The sequence below is a fragment of the Paraburkholderia sediminicola genome (assembly GCF_046026675.1).
GTDB classification, from domain to species: Bacteria; Pseudomonadota; Gammaproteobacteria; order Burkholderiales; family Burkholderiaceae; genus Paraburkholderia; species Paraburkholderia sediminicola_F.
Genome location: NZ_JAQQEY010000002.1, coordinates 2,524,808 through 2,542,010, shown reverse-complemented (window position 1 = coordinate 2,542,010; position 17,203 = coordinate 2,524,808). Strand labels below are relative to the sequence as shown.

The 17,203-nt window shown below is 63.3% G+C and carries 15 protein-coding genes; 8 read left to right on the top strand and 7 right to left on the bottom strand.

Annotation, left to right across the window (positions count from 1 at the left end; translation table 11 throughout):
* Window positions 1-99 precede the first annotated feature (99 nt).
* The 6 genes from PQQ86_RS31050 to PQQ86_RS31025 all read right to left on the bottom strand — a co-directional run bounded on the left by PQQ86_RS31050 (window position 100) and on the right by PQQ86_RS31025 (window position 8,180).
* Window positions 100-1,158 (bottom strand): ABC transporter ATP-binding protein, encoded by a 1,059-nt coding sequence (locus PQQ86_RS31050; RefSeq protein WP_408275809.1) that lies wholly within the window; start codon window positions 1,156-1,158, stop codon window positions 100-102.
* Between the two features lie 39 nt (window positions 1,159-1,197).
* Window positions 1,198-2,802, bottom strand: coding sequence for an ABC transporter permease (locus PQQ86_RS31045; protein ID WP_408275806.1), 1,605 nt, complete (start codon window positions 2,800-2,802; stop codon window positions 1,198-1,200).
* On the bottom strand, window positions 2,803-3,834 hold the full coding sequence (locus PQQ86_RS31040) for an iron ABC transporter substrate-binding protein (RefSeq protein ID WP_408275803.1): 1,032 nt from the start codon (window positions 3,832-3,834) through the stop codon (window positions 2,803-2,805). It abuts the gene before it with no gap.
* Window positions 3,835-3,913: 79 nt separating this feature from the next.
* Complete coding sequence (locus PQQ86_RS31035; RefSeq protein ID WP_408275801.1) at window positions 3,914-5,314, bottom strand: Dyp-type peroxidase; 1,401 nt, start codon at window positions 5,312-5,314, stop codon at window positions 3,914-3,916.
* Window positions 5,315-5,398: 84 nt separating this feature from the next.
* Entirely contained in the window at window positions 5,399-6,550 is a 1,152-nt protein-coding gene (locus PQQ86_RS31030) for a hypothetical protein (RefSeq protein ID WP_408275798.1), read from the bottom strand.
* Between the two features lie 100 nt (window positions 6,551-6,650).
* Complete coding sequence (locus PQQ86_RS31025; RefSeq protein ID WP_408275796.1) at window positions 6,651-8,180, bottom strand: carbohydrate porin; 1,530 nt, start codon at window positions 8,178-8,180, stop codon at window positions 6,651-6,653.
* 396 nt (window positions 8,181-8,576) lie between these two features.
* Between PQQ86_RS31025 and PQQ86_RS31020 the strand changes: the two genes are divergently transcribed.
* From PQQ86_RS31020 to hutC (PQQ86_RS30985), 8 genes are all read left to right on the top strand, one after another.
* Window positions 8,577-9,416 carry an arylamine N-acetyltransferase family protein gene (locus tag PQQ86_RS31020; protein WP_408275793.1) on the top strand — a complete coding sequence of 280 codons (840 nt, stop codon included), beginning with the start codon at window positions 8,577-8,579 and terminating at the stop codon, window positions 9,414-9,416.
* A 51-nt stretch (window positions 9,417-9,467) separates the two neighbouring features.
* A complete protein-coding gene (locus PQQ86_RS31015; protein ID WP_408275790.1) occupies window positions 9,468-10,148 on the top strand; it encodes a methyltransferase in 681 nt (226 codons plus the stop codon).
* Window positions 10,149-10,474: 326 nt separating this feature from the next.
* A complete protein-coding gene (locus tag PQQ86_RS31010; RefSeq protein WP_234486923.1) occupies window positions 10,475-11,299 on the top strand; it encodes a transporter substrate-binding domain-containing protein in 825 nt (274 codons plus the stop codon).
* A 93-nt stretch (window positions 11,300-11,392) separates the two neighbouring features.
* Complete coding sequence (locus PQQ86_RS31005) at window positions 11,393-12,115, top strand: ABC transporter permease (RefSeq protein ID WP_054040266.1); 723 nt, start codon at window positions 11,393-11,395, stop codon at window positions 12,113-12,115.
* A 15-nt stretch (window positions 12,116-12,130) separates the two neighbouring features.
* Entirely contained in the window at window positions 12,131-12,886 is a 756-nt protein-coding gene (locus PQQ86_RS31000) for an ABC transporter permease (protein ID WP_408275788.1), read from the top strand.
* Window positions 12,887-12,920: 34 nt separating this feature from the next.
* A complete protein-coding gene (locus PQQ86_RS30995; RefSeq protein WP_028197383.1) occupies window positions 12,921-13,712 on the top strand; it encodes an ABC transporter ATP-binding protein in 792 nt (263 codons plus the stop codon).
* A 54-nt stretch (window positions 13,713-13,766) separates the two neighbouring features.
* Window positions 13,767-15,410, top strand: a complete 1,644-nt coding sequence (locus tag PQQ86_RS30990; protein WP_408275785.1) for an HAL/PAL/TAL family ammonia-lyase — start codon at window positions 13,767-13,769, stop codon at window positions 15,408-15,410.
* A gap of 228 nt (window positions 15,411-15,638) precedes the next feature.
* Complete coding sequence (hutC, locus tag PQQ86_RS30985; RefSeq protein WP_093646454.1) at window positions 15,639-16,322, top strand: histidine utilization transcriptional repressor HutC; 684 nt, start codon at window positions 15,639-15,641, stop codon at window positions 16,320-16,322.
* A gap of 37 nt (window positions 16,323-16,359) precedes the next feature.
* Here the strand turns inward: hutC (PQQ86_RS30985) and hutC (PQQ86_RS30980) are convergent, their stop codons facing one another.
* Window positions 16,360-17,160 (bottom strand): histidine utilization transcriptional repressor HutC, encoded by an 801-nt coding sequence (gene hutC / locus PQQ86_RS30980; RefSeq protein ID WP_408275782.1) that lies wholly within the window; start codon window positions 17,158-17,160, stop codon window positions 16,360-16,362.
* Window positions 17,161-17,203 lie beyond the last annotated feature (43 nt).

Sequence of the window (17,203 nt, the reverse complement as noted above, 5' to 3'; positions counted from 1 at the left end):
GCTGCAATGGACGCCCCCTAAAGGGCGTTACTTAAGCGCGCAGGTTACGGCGTGGCTCAACCGCGCGATTTGAGCGCGTGACTGAACCGCGTGCGCCACTCAATCCCGCGGATAAGCCGTCACCTCGCCATCCACGGCAAGCCGCACGTGTTCCCCCGGTCGCGGCGACAGATACCCCGGCACGCGAGCGCGCACCACGGTCCGCGCGCCGGACTGCAATTGCAGCGCGACGCCGGCGTCCTGTCCCTGAAAGATCACCTCCTGCACGACGGCCTCATAGGATGCCACGCCATTCGGCATCGTTTCTTCAGCACGCAGCAGACGGATCTGTTCTGGTCGCACCATCACGTCGACTGCGCCATTGCCCATCGGCTCGCACAGCGGCAAGTCGCCGAGTTCGCAGTCGACGCGATCCTGCTTGACCACGCCCGGCAACAACACCGCTTCACCGACGAACGATGCGAGTTCACGTGTCACCGGCCGGCGGTAAAGCGTCTCCGGCGTGGCGGTCTGGATCAGCCGGCCGTTCCACAGCACCGCGACCTCATGACCGAGCGACAACGCTTCCGATTGATCGTGTGTGACAAGAACCGCCGTTGCGCCCGTCGCGGCCAGGGCGCTGGCCACTGCTTGCCTCGTTTCGAGCCGCAGGGCGGCGTCGAGTGAGGAGAAAGGTTCGTCAAGCATCACCAGCGTTGGCGACGGCGCGAGTGCGCGAGCCAACGCCACACGCTGCTGCTGACCGCCCGACAACTGCTGCGGTGCGCGCGTGCCGAAGTTCGCCGGCAAGCCGACCAACTCCAGCAATTCAGCCACACGATGACGCGCGCGCCGCTGCGTACGCGGCAAGCCGAACACGATGTTGTCCGCCACGGACAGATGCGGAAACAGCGCGCCTTCCTGCGGCACATAGCCGATGCGGCGCTGCTCTGAAGGCATATGCAGGTTGTCGCCGGCCACGCGGCGGCCGTCGATTTCGACGCTGCCGCTATCCGCGCGTTCGAAGCCGCACAACAGCCGCAGCAAGGTGGTCTTGCCGCTGCCGGAAGGTCCGAGTAGCGCGAGCAGCGTGCCGCGCTCGACGGAGAGATCGATGCCGTGCAGCACCGGATGGCCGTCGAACGATTTTTGCAGTCCGCGGATACGAAGTTCGCTCATGAAAATCCGATTGAAAAAGCGGGCGAGGGCGCGCGACGTTCAGCTGCGTTCGCCGAGTAGTGCCGATCTGCCGAGCAACGCGAACAGGAGGCCGGAGGCGAACAGCGAAATGCCGGTGAGCAACGCCGCATAGGGCGCGGCGGCGGCGAACGCCATCGTGGAAGTGTCGGCCCAGACCTGGGTCGCGAGTGTTTGCGTGTCGAGGGGAGAGAGCAGCAGCGTCGCGTTCAACTCGGTGACGACCGAGATGAACACCATCGCCGCGGCCGCGCCGAGTCCAGGGCCCGCCAGCGGCAACACCACGCGGAACAGGGTTTGCGACCAGGTCAGGCCGAGTGCGCGCGCAGTTTCTTCGAGGCGCGGCTGCGCCTGCATGAAGGCGGCACGCACACTCACCAGCGCCACCGGCATGAACAGCATCGCGTAAGCGATCACCAGCAGCGTCGCGCTTTGATAAAGCGGCTGCAGCGCGTGCACCGCGAGCGACACGATGGCCAGCGCGATCACCAGCCCCGGTATGCCTTGCGCCAGAAACACGGTGCGTTCGAACAGCGTCGCGAAACGCGTCGGATAGCGCACCAGCAGAAACGCGAGCGGTACCACCAACAGCGTGGTCAGCAATGCGGCGGCGAGCCCGAAACCGAGCGACGAGATCGTCGCGTTGAACAGCAGTTCGGGCGACACGTCGGCCGGGGTGACAGCAGCCGCGCCCGGTTGCGTAAGCCAGAAGCCGATCATGCCGAGCGGCACACCGAGCGTTGCGATCGCCAGCGCGGCAAAACCGCCGACGACAATCCAGCGCCATGCGCCAAGGTCGTAGCGCAACACCGCGCGACGTGTGCCGCGATCGACGCGTTCATAGCGCGCCGCGCCGCGTACCCGAAACTCGAACGCCAGCACGACGAGGCAGATCACGATCAGCAGACACGCGAGCAGCGAAGCACCACCGCCATCGAAACTGGTGCGGTATTCGGCGTAGATTTGCGTGGTGAAGGTGTGAAAGCGCAGCAGCGTAAACGCGCCGAATTCGGACAGTACACCGAGCGCCACCAGCAGCATGCCGCCGAGCAGCGCAGGCCGCAGCTGCGGCAGCACGACGCGAATAAACGTGGTCCAGCGGTTGCAGCCGAGCGCGCGCGCGCTTTCTTCGAGCGCCGGGTCCATGCTGCGCAACGCCGCGGCCACCGGAAGATAAACGAGCGGGAAATACGCGGAACTCAGTACCAGCAATGCACCGTTGAAGTCCTGCAAATCGAGGCTCAGCGACACCCAGGCATAGCTCGAAATGAAAGCCGGCATCGCGAGCGGTGCGGCGGCGAGCACAGCCCAGATGCGACGCCCCGGCAAATGCGTGCGCTCAACAAACCAGGCGGCCGCCGTGCCGACGACAGCGCAGACGAGCGTGGTCGATACGGTGATCAGCACCGTGTTGACCAGCAATTCACCGACCAGCGGGCGGAAGATCAGATCGACCGCCTCGCCGATACCGAAGCTCGCCGCGCGCCAGAAGGTAAACGCAATCGGCAGCAACACCAGCAAAGCGCTGAGTGCTGCTGCCGCGAACAAACCGCGCGGCGCGCGCGAACGGGCGCGCGCCGGGGCGGGGGTTACAGCCGGCGGCCCGGCTGACACGGCATCGCTCATTTACAGCAAACCTGCCTGGCGTAGCAGTTTGCCTGCCTGGCTGTCGTCGCCGAGTTGCTGGATCGTCAGCGCCGGCGGCTTCAATTCAGCGAAGGGCTTGAGGATCGGGTCCGGCGCGACACCTGCGTGCAGCGGATATTCGAACATGACGTGGCTGTTCGCCATCAACTGCTGTGCGCGTTCGCTGACCAGATAGGCCAGAAACTTCTGCGCGCCGTCCGTGTTGTGGGCCGACTTCAGCACCGCTGCGCCCGACACGTTCACCATCGCGCCGGCGTCGCCGTTGCCGAAGTGATAGATCGCGCTGCGGGTTTTCGCATCGCCGATTTCAGCGTGCAAACGCGCCCAGTAATAGTTATTGATGATGCCGGTCGCGACGCCGCCGCGATTGACGGCTGCCACCACGCCTTCGTCGTCGTCGAAAATCTGCGAGTTGGCTTTCAGGCCCTTCAGCCATGCGACGGTTTGCGCTTCGCCCTTCAACGCGAGCACGGCGCTCACGAGCGGCAGGAAGTCGCTGTCGCTCGGCGCGATGCCGACCTTGCCTTTCCATTCCGGCTTGGCCAGGTCAAACAGCGATTGCGGCAGTTGCGATGCCTGCAGCTTGGTCGTGTTGTAGGCCAGCACGCTTTCGCGGGCGGTCACGCCCACCCATGCGCCGCTCGGCGAGTTGAAGCGCGCCGGTACGGTGGCGAGCGTCGAGCCGTCCACCTTGTTCAGCAGGCCTTTCTCTTCGAGCAACATCAGCTCGGGCGAATTTTCCGTGAAATACACGTCGGCGGGCGTCGCTGCGCCTTCCGCGACGATTTGTGCGGCCATCGCCGGGCCTTCGCCGTTACGGATCTTCACCGAAATGCCCGACTGTTTTTCGAAGTCCTTGGCGAGCAGATTGACGACCTGCTCGTGCTGCGCGTTGTACAGCGTGATCGACGCAGCGTGGGCTGTCGACGGCACGGTTGCGAGCGCTGCCAGAGTGAGGGCGGCGGCGCCGCTGACGAGGCGCAGGCGGGTGCCAAACCAGGAATGAGCCATGATCCTAAAATCCGTTAGTGATGTTGTTGGTCTTCGAAGGGCCGCCAGCCTCATGGCCGGCGGTTTACTGCGGCTTGCATTACGTCTCGAACAACCCCGCGCCGATATACGAACCCGGCTTCGCGCCCGGCGGCACCGCGAACACCGCGCTGCCTACGTGCGTCGTGAACTGGTTCATCATGTCGAACTTCGCGAGCTTGTCGTTGATCGGAATGAAGCCGGTACGCGGGTCGCTCTGGTGAGCCACGAAAATCAGCCCCGCGTCGTATTCGGTTTCCTGACGCCATGGCGGCCAGCGCTCGATGTAGAAGTTCGTGCCGTCGTTGTACGAATACGAGCGGCGCAGAATCTGCGCACCGTTGTTGCTGGCCTGGTTCGACAGACGCACATGCGAGTTCTCCGGAATCACCGGATTGCCGTCCTTGTCTTCTTCCTTCAGGTTCACCGGATCGAACTCGTTCTTCTTGCCGATCGGCGCGCCGCTGTACTTGTGGCGGCCGAACACCTGCTCCTGGAAGTCGACTTCCGTGTTGTCCCAGTGTTCGAGTGTGATGCGGATGCGCCGTACCACGGTGTAGGTGCCGCCTTCCATCCACGGCGCGTCGGCGGTGGCGCCGGCCCAGACGAATTCGTTCATCAATTGCGGTTTCGCGGTCGACGGATTATTGGTGCCGTCCTTGAAGCCCATCAGATTGCGCGGCGTCTGGCCGCGCGGACCGGACAGGAAACCGGATTGGCCCCAACGCATCGCCGCGGTGCCGTAGGCGAGACGCGCCAATTGCCGGACCGCGTGAAACGCGACCTGCTGGTCGTTCGCGCAGGCCTGGATGTACAGGTCGCCGCCGGTTTTTTCGGCGATGAGCTGATCGCCGTTGAAACGCGGCAGATCGACAAGCGCGGCGGGGCGGCGCGAGGCCAGCCCGTAGCGGTCCTTGCCGTCCTTCGTGAACAGACCCGGACCGAAACCGAACGTGATCGTCAGGCCGCATGGACCGAGGCCGAGCACGTCGCCGGAATCCGGCGCGGCTTTTGTGTTGGCCGGGCTGTAGGCCGTGTCGTTGGACTTGGCATCGGTCTTGGCATCGGCCTTCGTGCTGACCTGCGTATCAATCTTTGTGTCGGCCAGTGCCGTTTTCGCCGCGGCGCCAGTCGGCAGCGGCGCGGCCGTGGCGCCTTGTGTCAGGCGCGCAGCAGCGTCGGTCCAGGCACGCAGCAGCGCGATCACGTCTTCGCGTTTCCCGGTCGTCAGATCGAGCGCGGCAACGTACGTGTGACTCTGCTGCGGCGTGACGATGCCGCCTTGATGCAAACCGTAGAACGGCTCGACCGCCGTCTGCGGATCGGCACCGTGCGCCGGCGTCTTGCCGAGCGCGGCCTGGGCGACGCCGGTCGCACCGAGGCTCGCGCCCGCTGCGACCGCGGCGCTGCCGGCCTTCAGAAAACCGCGCCGGGAGGGCCGCGGGGGTTGATCGTTTGCCATGGTTCCTTCACCTTCATTTGGCCGTGGGGATGCCAGGGTTGCGTTCCGGCTCGTTGGCCGGATCTGCGTCCGTCTTTGCTGCGTTTACTTCGCGAGCACCAGGGTGTTCACGTCGTCCTGCACGTAGTAGAAACCGTCGCCTTCAGGCGTCATCGCGAGACCGAACAGGTCGCCGTTGCCCGGGGGCGATTGCGCCTTGTCGGTGTCGATCCAGCGCGCGTAGATCTGCTTGCCGCCGGCCGGATCGATTTCGACGATCTGGCCGTTCAGCGCGTTCGTGACGAGCAGGTGGCCGTTCGGCGCGGTGACCATGGCAAGCGGGCGATGCAGCAGACCGTCGGCGGTCAGTTGGCGGCCCACGCCCGCGCTGGTGTCGCGCGTCATCGGTTCGTCGATTTCGGTGATGCGATTGCCGATTGCATCGGACACGTACAGCAGTTTCTGATCGTTCGAGAGCGCGAGTCCGGTCGGGCCGACGAGGAACACGCCCTTATCGGCCTGCGCGCCGAAGCCGCTGCCCACCACGGTTTCCTGCTTGACGACGGGCGGCTTGCCGGCCGGCACGTCGAGGTCCAGACGCAGCACGGTGGCCTGCTTGAACACCGGCGGATTGCCGTTCGCACCGCCCACGCCGAAGCCGGCATTGCTGACGAACAGCGTCGCGCTGGTGCCGTTGTCGACGACCGCCATGTTGCCCCACGGATCGTTGATATTCTCGCTGCGGATGGTCGATGCAACCTTGCCGTTCGGATCGATCACGATCAGGCAGCCAGCGCCCTTGGTGCCGGTGGTGCCGTCATTGCTCGGCGTGCTGCCGACGATCACATAGCCCGACTTGAGCATCGTCATCGCGGTCGAGAGGCCGATACCGCCTGGGCATTCCTTCAGATCGCGCGGCACCGTGGCGAACACCGTCATCTCCCTGGTGTCCGGGTGATAGTTGATGATCGTGCTGCCGGTGCCCTGCAGATTGGTCGAATTATTGAAGTTGCCGACCAGGACGTCGCCTTGCTTGACGGTGCCTGCCGTGACCGGAGCGACCACCACCGCGTACGGATTCTGGTCGCCGTTTCCCGGCACGGTGTTGATCAGCGTGGTGTGATGCTTGACGGTTTCGAGGAAACCTTGCGGCTCGGCGTGCGCGACGCTGGCCGTAGCGAATGCGGCAGTGCTGACTGCGGCGGCGATCAAGGCGCGCGCGGCGCGCGGCGAAAACTTGCGCGTGGGATTGTTCATGAGTGAGCCTCGGTGCCTGCGCACAAAGCGGTAGTTGCGGTCATGATCGAAAGCATGGGATTCGATTGGTCTTGAGCGTGTGTGGTGATGGCGAACGGCATCAGAACGTAATGTTGGTCCGCACGCCGATGACGAACGTGTTGCGCAGCGGCTGCGTCGGATCGCTCGGGTTCTGGCCGGCGCCGGCATTGAATGTGTATTGCGCGTCGGCCTGCAGTTGCCACCACGGGTTGACCTGATACTGGTAGGTCGCTTCGAGCGTGGTTTCGCTGGTGCGCACACCGTACGGGCCGCCGCTGAATGCCAGGTTATCCTGATCAAGACCATTCGCGTGGTTGCTGATCTTGATGTACGTGAGCGCAATGCCGGCGCTGTCGTTGTCGCGGCCGGCGAACGGCGCCTTCAGCACGACGCCGAGGTTGGCGGCGACGCTCACCAGATTGCGGTCGCCCGGCGCGCCCATCACGCGCGCGAAGACATTGAGGCTGCGCGGTTCGTCCGGATCCGGGCGCCAGATCATCTGGTCGGCGACTGCGTAGAGGCTATAGTCGCCGTGGTGATTCTGCGCGACGCCGGTCGTCGCCGGGTTCGCGAGCGAGAGGCCGGTGTTGTCGAAGCGCTGGTCGGCGAAGCTGCCGTTGTTGTACCAGACGCCGAGCTTGTAGGTGCCGGGCAAACCGCCGCCGCCCGCACTGACCATTTCGCCGTCGGCCGGCTGGTTGATCGCGTACTGCAACTCGCCGATGAATAGCGTGCCGTTGTGCAGATTGAAGTTGGTGCCGCTTATGTTGTTCGGGTTGTTGCCGAGCGGATCGCCGTCGAATACGCCGGCGAGCGCCGTCAACGAAGGCGTGATCTGTCCACGCACGCGCACGCCGAGGTCGGCCAGCGGATAAGCGGGACCGCCGGACGGCATGTCGTAGGACGGCAGGGCAGGCCAGCCGAACATCGTGTTCACGAACAACGCCGAATTCGTGCTGGTGATGAATTCCTGGTCGATACTTTGCTGACCGACCTTGACGTCGATGCGCTTGTTCAGGAATGACTGCTGGTACCACAGTTCCCACAGGCGGGTCGTGTCCTGGGCTTCGATTCCGCTCGCCGTATTCAGCGTGCCCAGCTTGTTGGCGCTGAGGTTGGCCCCGTGGATCTGCAAGGCGCTGACGTTGAACAGGCCGCCCGGCAAACCGAACGCCTTTTGCGTGTCCATCTGCACGGTCGCCGTGGTCAGGCCATCGTAGTCCGCACCGCGCGCGAGACCGCCGCGGACATTGGCAAGCACTTCGCTGGTTTCGGTGAGGGCGAACGTCACGCCGTATTTGCCCAGCCAGGGACGCAGACCGCCGATGTCGCCGAGCATCGTCGGGCGATTCCAGAAACCGGTCCATTGATTCGTCTGCGTCGCCTTGATGTTCAGGTCGGCTTCGGGCGCTTCCGGCGCGGCATCGGGATTGGCTTCCGCCATGGCTGCGCCGGCGGTCAACGAGGCCCACGCGAAAGCGGTGCAGAGTGCGGCGCGGCGCAGGGAAGGCAAACGCGAACGCGAACGGCGCGTGGCGCCGCCGCGCATGGCGGAGTCGTGAAGCGAACGCGCCTTAACGGCGGGCTCGACGGAGTGAGCGAACTTCATCGAAATCCTTATTTGTGTTGTATCGACTGATCTGACTATCGCGGCGCTACGTCACCATGGGCCTGCGATGTGCCGCATCGGTTCGCGACGCCTGACGCGGCAGATGGCGAGATCGTACGCATGCGGAATAGGTGCGTCAACACAAATGAGAACGATTCGCATCAATATTACTGGGGTGTAATTTTGAGCTTTACGTACCGCTACTAAAGGGTCTTTGAATGTAAATAAAATGGAATACAAACGTAATGATTTAGTATGGTTTAAGTCATATCGAACCGGTGCCGGTGCCCGGGTCCAGGGCCGGTAGCAAAAGACGCTATGATTATCTTCCGAAGCTGCGGCGCAGCGCGAAAGCCTTAAGTGCCTGGCGCCCAAAACCATACCGGGACGACACCGATGTCACACACAGTGAATCTGGAAAACTATTTCACCCGCATAGGCTACAAAGGACCTCGCGCGGCGACGTTGGAAGTGCTCCAGGAACTCCACAAGCTGCACCCCCGAGCGATCCCCTTCGAGAACCTGAATCCGCTCACTCACCGCGCGGTAAAACTGGATCTCGAATCAGTCGAACAAAAGCTGATCACGCAAAAACGTGGCGGCTATTGTTTCGAGCAGAACGCGCTCTTCGCGAACGTCCTGACGCAGTTAGGCTTCAACATAACGCCACTGCTAGGCCGAGTTCTGTGGGGCCGCGAATCCGGTGCAATCCCGCCTCGCACGCACATGGTGTTGCGTGTCGACATCAAAGATGAAGCATGGATCGCCGATGTCGGATTCGGCAGCGTGACGTTGACGGCACCGCTGCGTCTGAGCGCCGGCACCGCGCAGCCGACGCAGCTGGGCACGTTCCGTCTCGCCGATGCATCGAACGACGCGCTCTACCTCGAAGTCCAATCCCGCGACGACACGTGGGCCCGCGTCTACCGTTTCGACCTGCATCCGGTCGAGTGGATCGATTACGAGACCTCGAACTGGTACACCTCGACCGCACCGGATTCGGTCTTCCTGAACCATCTGATCGTTTGCCGGGTCCTGGCGGAGTCGCGGCTGACCTTGCTCAACGACCAACTGAACGAACGCGCCGCGGACGGCCAGATCATCAGCGAACGGCAGCTAAAAAGCGCGGACGAACTCGCGACCTGCCTGCGCGATCAATTTGGTCTGAACACGGGCGACATCGACATGGCAGACGTATTCGGACGCGTGCGCTCACCCGCGACGGCCTCAGCCTGAGACAGGCGCGTATAACGAACTTCAACAATCACCAGCGGGCACGAGCCAGCCATGATCACGCGCCTTGTCCTGCAAACGGCAGCCTGGCTGGTATGTATGGGCGCGCTGCTGTTCGGCGCCGCGGGCACGCTCGCGTGGCCCGCCGGCTGGTGGTATCTGATCGAGACCGGCGGGCTGAGTTTGTGGGTCGGGTTCTGGCTGGCGCGCCACGATCCCGGCCTACTTGCCGAACGTCTCGCGCCGATCGTTCAGGCGCAGCAAAGCCGCTGGGACCGTTTCTTTATGGTGGCCGTGGCGGTGATGTGGAGCGCCTGGCTCGTCCTGATGGCTCTCGATGCAATGCGCTATCGCTGGTCAGCGCCGCTGCCGGTATGGCTGGTGAGTTTCGGCTCGCTCAGTATCTTCGTCTGCATCTTCATGTGCCTGATCGTCTTCCGGGCGAATAGCTATGCCGCGCCCGTCGTGAAGATCCAGGCAAGCCGCGGTCACAAAGTCATTGACACCGGCCCCTACGCTTTTGTCCGTCATCCGATGTACTCGGCCGCGCTGCTGTTGTTCATCGGCACACCCTTGCTGCTCGGCTCGTGGTGGGGGCTTGCCTGCGTGCCGTTACTGGTGATCGGCATTGGCTGGCGCGCCGTGCGCGAGGAGCGCGTACTGGCCGCGCAACTCGAAGGCTACATTGCCTACACAACGCGTGTGCGTTATCGCTTCGTGCCGTTCATCTGGTAGGGCGCGCCATGCGCCAACTCGGAGCGCGTTCGTTCCTTTCACACCAACCTGTCTAGACAAACCGCACCACGTTGGCGCACCTGGCGTTGACCGGCTCATCGTCTTTGTCCTTTCAAAACTCCCTTAAAAGCCTTATCGCACGGCCTTGTCTAGGGGCTTACCCGATGATTTCGACGATTTCGAAGAAATCCGCTTGCGATGGTTTTTTGACTCATGCAAGCTTGTCTATACAAATTAGGCGGCAGTTAAACATCCAGCTCGATGGTTTCCTCAATCAAAGGAGTTTCGACGTGAAAGTGAAGCGCACGACGTTAGCAAAAGCATTGATGGGCGCCGTACTCGGCGCCGCGACGATTTTCGCGGCACCGGTGCAGGCCAAAGACTGGAAGACGGTGACGATCGCGCTGGAAGGCGGTTACGCACCCTGGAACCTGACCTTGCCGGGCGGCAAGCTGGGCGGCTTCGAACCTGAGCTGGTTGCCAATCTGTGCGAGCGCATCAAGCTCCAGTGCAATCTCGTAGCGCAAGACTGGGACGGCATGATCCCCGGTCTGCAAGCCGGCAAGTTCGACGTCCTGATGGACGCGATCTCGATCACGCCGGAACGCGAAAAAATCATCGCGTTCTCGAAGCCGTACGCCGCTACGCCGGCCACATTCGCCGTGACTGACGCGAAAGTACTGCCCAAGGCCGCGCCGACCGCTGCCGTCGTCAAGCTGTCGGGCGATCCGAAGACCGATCAGCCCACCGTCGACGCCTTGCGCAAGCAGCTGAAGGGCAAGACCATCGGCATTCAGTCGGGCACGGTCTACACTAAATTCATCAACGACGGCTTCAAGGACGTCGCCACGATCCGCGTCTACAAAACCTCGCCTGAGCGTGACCTCGATCTGGCCAACGGCCGCATCGACGCCTCGTTCGACGACGTGACCTACTACGCCGCCAACATCGACAAGAAAGAGACCGCATCGATCGTTATGGCCGGCCCGAAGATCGGCGGCCCGATCTGGGGTCCGGGTGAAGGCCTCGCGTTCCGCAAGCAGGACGCCGACCTGAAAGCGAAGTTCGACACCGCGATCAGCGCTGCGCTTGCCGATGGCACCGTCAAGAAACTCTCCGCCAAGTGGTTCAAGACCGACGTCACGCCTTGATTCACCTGAGCGTTCAGAGGTAACGGCAGGCGCGGCGTAAAAAACCGCGCCCGCCGGCTGGTTCGATCCGCCGTAATGGATGAGAGGTAGGGAATGGCTCTGATAGAGATGCTCGGCTTCGGGCCGGAAGGCTGGGGCGGCGTGTTGCTGCTTGCGGCATTGATGACGGTCGCGCTTACGCTGGCAGCGCTCGCGGTCGGCGCCGTGTTCGGCGCACTGATTGCGGCGGCCAAGCTGTCGCGCTTTCGCACGCTGCGCGTGCTCGGCGATGCGTACACCACCGTGTTTCGTGGCGTACCTGAGCTGCTCGTTATCTATCTGTTCTATTTCGGCGGCTCGACGCTCGTGACCACGATTGGTCAATGGTTCGGCGCGGACGGCTTTGTCGGTGTGCCGCCGTTCGTGATCGGCGCGCTCGCGGTCGGCATGATTTCCGGCGCGTACCAGGCCGAGGTGTATCGCTCGGCGGTGCTCGCGGTATCGCGCGGCGAACTCGAAGCCGCGCGTTCGATCGGCATGCCGACCATGACCATGGCGCGCCGCATTCTGATTCCGCAAGTGCTGCGTTTCGCCTTGCCTGGCATCGGCAATGTCTGGCAATTGAGCCTGAAAGATTCGGCGCTGATTTCCGTCACGGGGCTGGCCGAACTGCTGCGTGCCAGCCAGGTGGCGGCGGGTTCGACACATCAGTACTTCACGTTCTTCGTGGTGGGCGGCGCGCTGTATCTGCTGATGACCAGCATCTCGAACCGGGTCTTCAACCACGCCGAAGCGCGCGTGGGCCGATCCTTCAAGCGCAACTTCGCGCGCAACTGACGAGGAGCGGACATCATGCATTTCGACTTCGATTTTCTGCTCGACACGCTGCGGCAACTGATTGCGGCTGTGCCGACCACGCTCGGGCTGTTCTTCTGCTCGTTGATTCTCGGCGGTTTGCTCTCGCTCGTGATCGTCACGATGCGCGTGTCGCCGCACTGGCTGCCAAATCGCTTCGCGCGTGCTTATATCCTCGTGTTCCGCGGTTCGCCGCTGTTGATCCAGATGTTCCTCGTCTACTACGGCATGGGCCAGTTCGGCGTGATTCGCGAGAGCTTCCTGTGGCCGGTGTTGCGCGAGCCGTACTTGTGCGCGGTTTTATCGTTGGCGCTGTGCACTGCCGGATATACCGCTGAGATTATCCGCGGGGGTTTGATGGCCGTGCCGGTCGGTCAGATCGAAGCGGGTTATTCCATCGGTTTGTCGGGTTTCGCGCTGCTGCGCCGTGTGATCGGTCCGATTGCGTTGCGCCAATGTTTGCCGGCGTACTCGACCGAGGCCGTGCTGCTCGTCAAATCCACTGCGCTCGCGAGCCTCGTCACCGTGTGGGAAGTGACCGGCGTCGCGCAGCAGATCATTCAGCAAACGTATCGCACCACTGAAGTATTCATCTGCGCCGCGCTGATCTATCTGTTCCTGAATTTCGTCATCGTGCGTTTGCTCGGCTTCCTCGAAACGCGCCTGTCGCGCCATCTGCGTGCGGCGCCCGCGCAAAGCTCGCCGACCCGGCCGGTTTCGTCCACGACGGAAGCACGCCGCGCCGCGCCCTGAACGATCGCACATCTTGCAGAATCTGGAGAATCCCATGAACGCCACGGCACCTGTTGCACTGTCGGTCAAGAACATCCATAAGTCGTTCGGCGACCACCACGTGCTCAAAGGCATTTCGCTCGACGCCCATCAAGGCGACGTGATTTCGATTCTCGGCGCGAGCGGCTCCGGCAAGAGCACGTTCCTGCGCTGTCTGAATCTGCTCGAAACGCCGGATGATGGCTCGGTGGCGCTTGGCGGCGAAGAGCTGAAAATGAAGCGGCGCGGCGACGGCAAGCTGCAACCGAGCGACCGCCGCCAGGTGGACCGGGTGCGCTCGCAACTCGGCATGGTGTTCCAGAACTTCAACCTCTGGTCGCATATGACCGTGCTGGAGAATCTGATCGAAGGGCCGATGCGCGTGCAAAAGCGCAGCCGCGCCGAATCGGTTGAAGAAGCGGAAGCGCTGCTGGCGAAAGTTGGTCTCGCGGAAAAGCGCGGCCACTATCCGGCACATCTGTCCGGTGGTCAACAGCAGCGGGTGGCGATCGCGCGTGCTTTGGCGATGCATCCCAAAGTGATGCTGTTCGACGAACCGACTTCGGCGCTCGATCCTGAACTGGTCGGCGAAGTGCTGCGCGTGATGCGCTCACTCGCCGAAGAAGGCCGCACGATGTTGGTCGTCACGCACGAGATGGGTTTCGCACGCCATGTGTCGAATCGCGTGATGTTCCTGCATCAAGGTCAGGTAGAAGCCGACGGGACACCGGACGAAGTGTTCGTCGAATGCAAGTCGGACCGCTTCCGCCAATTCGTGTCGAGCCACCAGGATCGCACCACTAACTAATCAATCAGCATTGGCTGGTTGCCACTTCGTTACTTCACCGCACAGAGCACTATCATGGCCGTGATCCGTTCCGATCGTCCTCTCGACTGGGTTCAGGTGGCGGCCATCGCCGCCGGCGAACCGCTCGAGCTTTCCGCCGATGCCCGCTCGCGTATCCGGGCGGCACGCGTGCTTGTTGAACAGATCGTCGAGCGCGGGATTCGCGCGTATGGCGTGAATACCGGCGTCGGGGCGTTGTGCGATGTAATCGTGTCGCCGTCCGAACAGCGCACGCTGTCGCGCAACATTCTGATGAGTCATGCGGTAGGCGTGGGCGCGCCGCTCGGTGTTGCCGAGACGCGCGCGATCATGGCGGCGGCCGTCAACAATTTTGCACACGGACATTCGGGGATTCGCCTCGAAGTCGCGGATCAATTGGTCGCGCTGCTCAATGCCGATTGCCTGCCGGAAGTGCCCGCGTTCGGCTCGGTGGGTTATCTGAGCCATATGGCGCATATCGCACTCGTCTGTATCGGCGAGGGACATGTGCGTTATCGCGGCGAACGCCTGAATGGGCGCGATGCGTTGCAACTGCTCGGCCTCGAACCGCTGGTGCTCGAAGCGAAGGAAGGTTTAAGCCTTATCAACGGCACGCCGTGCGTGACGGGTCTCGCCGCCTTGGCGCTGGCGCGCGCCGCGCGTCTCTTCGACTGGACCGACGTGGTCGCTGCGATGAGCTTCGAGAATCTGCGCGGTCAGCTCGCGGCCTTCGACGAAGACTCGCTGGCGCTGCGCATTTCGCCGGGCTTGAACCTGGTCGGCGAACGCATGCGTACCGCGCTCGCCGATAGCGGCATTCTTGCCGCGGTGGTCGGCCAGCGCACGCAAGATCCGCTGAGCATGCGGACCATTCCGCACGTACATGGCGCCGCGCGCGACGTGCTCACCGGGACCGCCGAGGTGGTCAACCGCGAGCTCGCGTCGATTACCGACAATCCGATCGTCGCCGGCACACCGGAAAACCCGCGCGTCTATTCGCAGGCGCACGCGGTGGGGGCGTCGATCGCGCTGGCGATGGACAGCCTCGCCACCGCGATCGCGCAAGTCGCGGCAATGGCCGAGCGGCGCCTCGACCGTCTCGTCAATCCGCTCGTGAGCGGCTTGCCGGCGTTTCTTGCGGAGCCGGGCGGCACCTGTTCGGGCTTCATGATCGCGCAGTACACTGCCGCCTCGCTGGTCGCGCAGAACCGGCGCCTCGCGATGCCCGCGAGTCTCGACGGTGGCATCACGTCTGGCTTGCAGGAGGACCACCTGTGCCATGCCACGCCCGCCGCGCTGAAAGCGTTGGAGATCGTCGACAACGCCGGGCGTATCGTCGCCATTGAATTGCTGGCGGCGGCGCAAGCCTATGATCTCCAAAGCATCGACGCACCGCGCGCGCCGCACACCGACTCGCTCTGGCAACGCATACGCCGTGCTGTGCCGACCTATCGCGACGATCGGCCGCTCGCGGACGACATGACCATCGCGTTTCGCATCATCGCCGATGAAACACCGCCGCCGCTGCCAAACCCGGGTACTATTCGGCCCGGGCCGGAAGCTTCAGTCAACGGCGCAGCGCTTGCCGCATTAGCGAGCGTGACGAGCGTGGGCACCACAGGCAAGCTCGGCGCCGACGCGGCGGCCAACGACGGCCGGGCCACTGCCCACGCAGGTTGACGACGCTCGTTGCTGGAATTGCGTGGCTGGTTTGAATTGATGGATTCGAAATGATGGATTCGGATTGATGGAGACAGAGCCGGTGAGCGGGCTTACCCGCCGGTGAACCGGCCTAACGTGTACCACCCGCGTACCACCCACGAGGTCGACGTGAACACTATTACAAACGCGCAAACCGCAGACACGCAGGACCGCCCTGGTCGCACCCCTGAGACACCCGCCAAGGCGATGCCCGCCTATGAGCAGATCAAGCGCTATGTGATCAGGCGCATCAGCGAAGGCGACTGGAAGCCAGGCGGCCTGATCCCATCCGAAACGGAGCTGGTTAAAGAGTTCGGCGTCGCGCGCATGACGGTATCGCGCGCGCTGCGTGAGCTCACCACCGAACGCGTGCTGACGCGCGTGCAAGGTTCCGGCACGTTCGTTGCGCCACAGCGCTACGAATCCACGGTGCTGGAAATCCGCAACATCGCCGACGAAATCGCCGCACGTGGTCATCGCCATTCCGCGCGTGTGCTGACGCTCGAACCCAGCGACGATCCTCACGCGCTCGAAGCGCTCGGTCTCGCCAGCGGCCCGGCGTTTCACTCGTGCATCGTGCACAGCGAAGAGGGCGAGCCGATTCAGTACGAAGATCGCTACGTCAATCCGAAGGTATTCCCCGAGTACCTGGAGCAGGATTTCACTGTCGAGACGCCGAATCACTACATGGTGCGGCTTGCGCCGATCCAGCGCGCGGAGTTTCGTATCTATGCGCAGAAGCCCGACGCGTATGTGCGGCGGCATCTGATGATGGATATCGGCGAGCCTTGCCTGCAGCTATGGCGCCGCACATGGGTTGGTGATGATGTGGCGACGTCGGTGCAGCTGTGGCATCCGGCGTCGCGTTTCCATCTGGCGGGCAACGTGTGAGTGGAGGCAAGCGGGCGAGGGCGCGGCGTGCGCGCCGCTAGCCCTGGCGCTGCGACAGATCGGGCGTGAATCGGCAACCCAGCCGATATCGCGAGCCCGGATGCACGAAACGCGCGAACGTGACCGCAATGCCGCTCGTCCATGTGCGGCGCATCAGCGTCAGGCACGGCTCATCGGCACGAATTTCCAGCCACTCGGCTTCGGCGCGCGTCGGCAGACCTGCGTCGACGACATGCTCGACGTCGTGCGCCGGCACGGTCTCGAACAGATACTCGGACGGCCTTGCCGTGGAGAAATCCTGCTTCAGGAAGTCCGGCGCCGTGACCGGATTGACGTAACGGTCTTCGAGCTGCACCGGCAGACCGTTCTCGCGATGCACGCAAATTACATGAAACACGGAAGTGCCGGGCGCAAGCCCTAAAGCGTTCGACACCGTCACCGGCGCGGTTTCACGTTGCGAGAGGACGGTGTCGTAGCTGTATTCGTGACCCCGCGAGCGGATCTCGTCGCCGATATGGGCGATCATCAGCAGCGTCGATTGCGGCTTGGTTTGCGCGACAAACGTACCGACGCCGGACACGCGGGTGACGAGGCCTTCATCGGCGAGTTCGCGCAGCGCGCGGTTCACCGTCATGCGCGACACGCCTAACGTCGCGACCAGGTCCAGCTCGGACGGCAGACGGTCGCCCGCTTGCCGCGCGCCCGATTCGATGATCTGGCGGATGTGATTCTTGACCTGTTCGTAGCGGGCGGCCGGTGCGTCGGTCACCACGCGCGCGGTTTTCATTGCCGCGGCGGGTGGGGTGTCGTGAGCTTTGCTGCGGACGGTGGAGGACATCGGCGGCCCTTGCGCTACAGTCCGCGTGAACTGCACGAGTCAG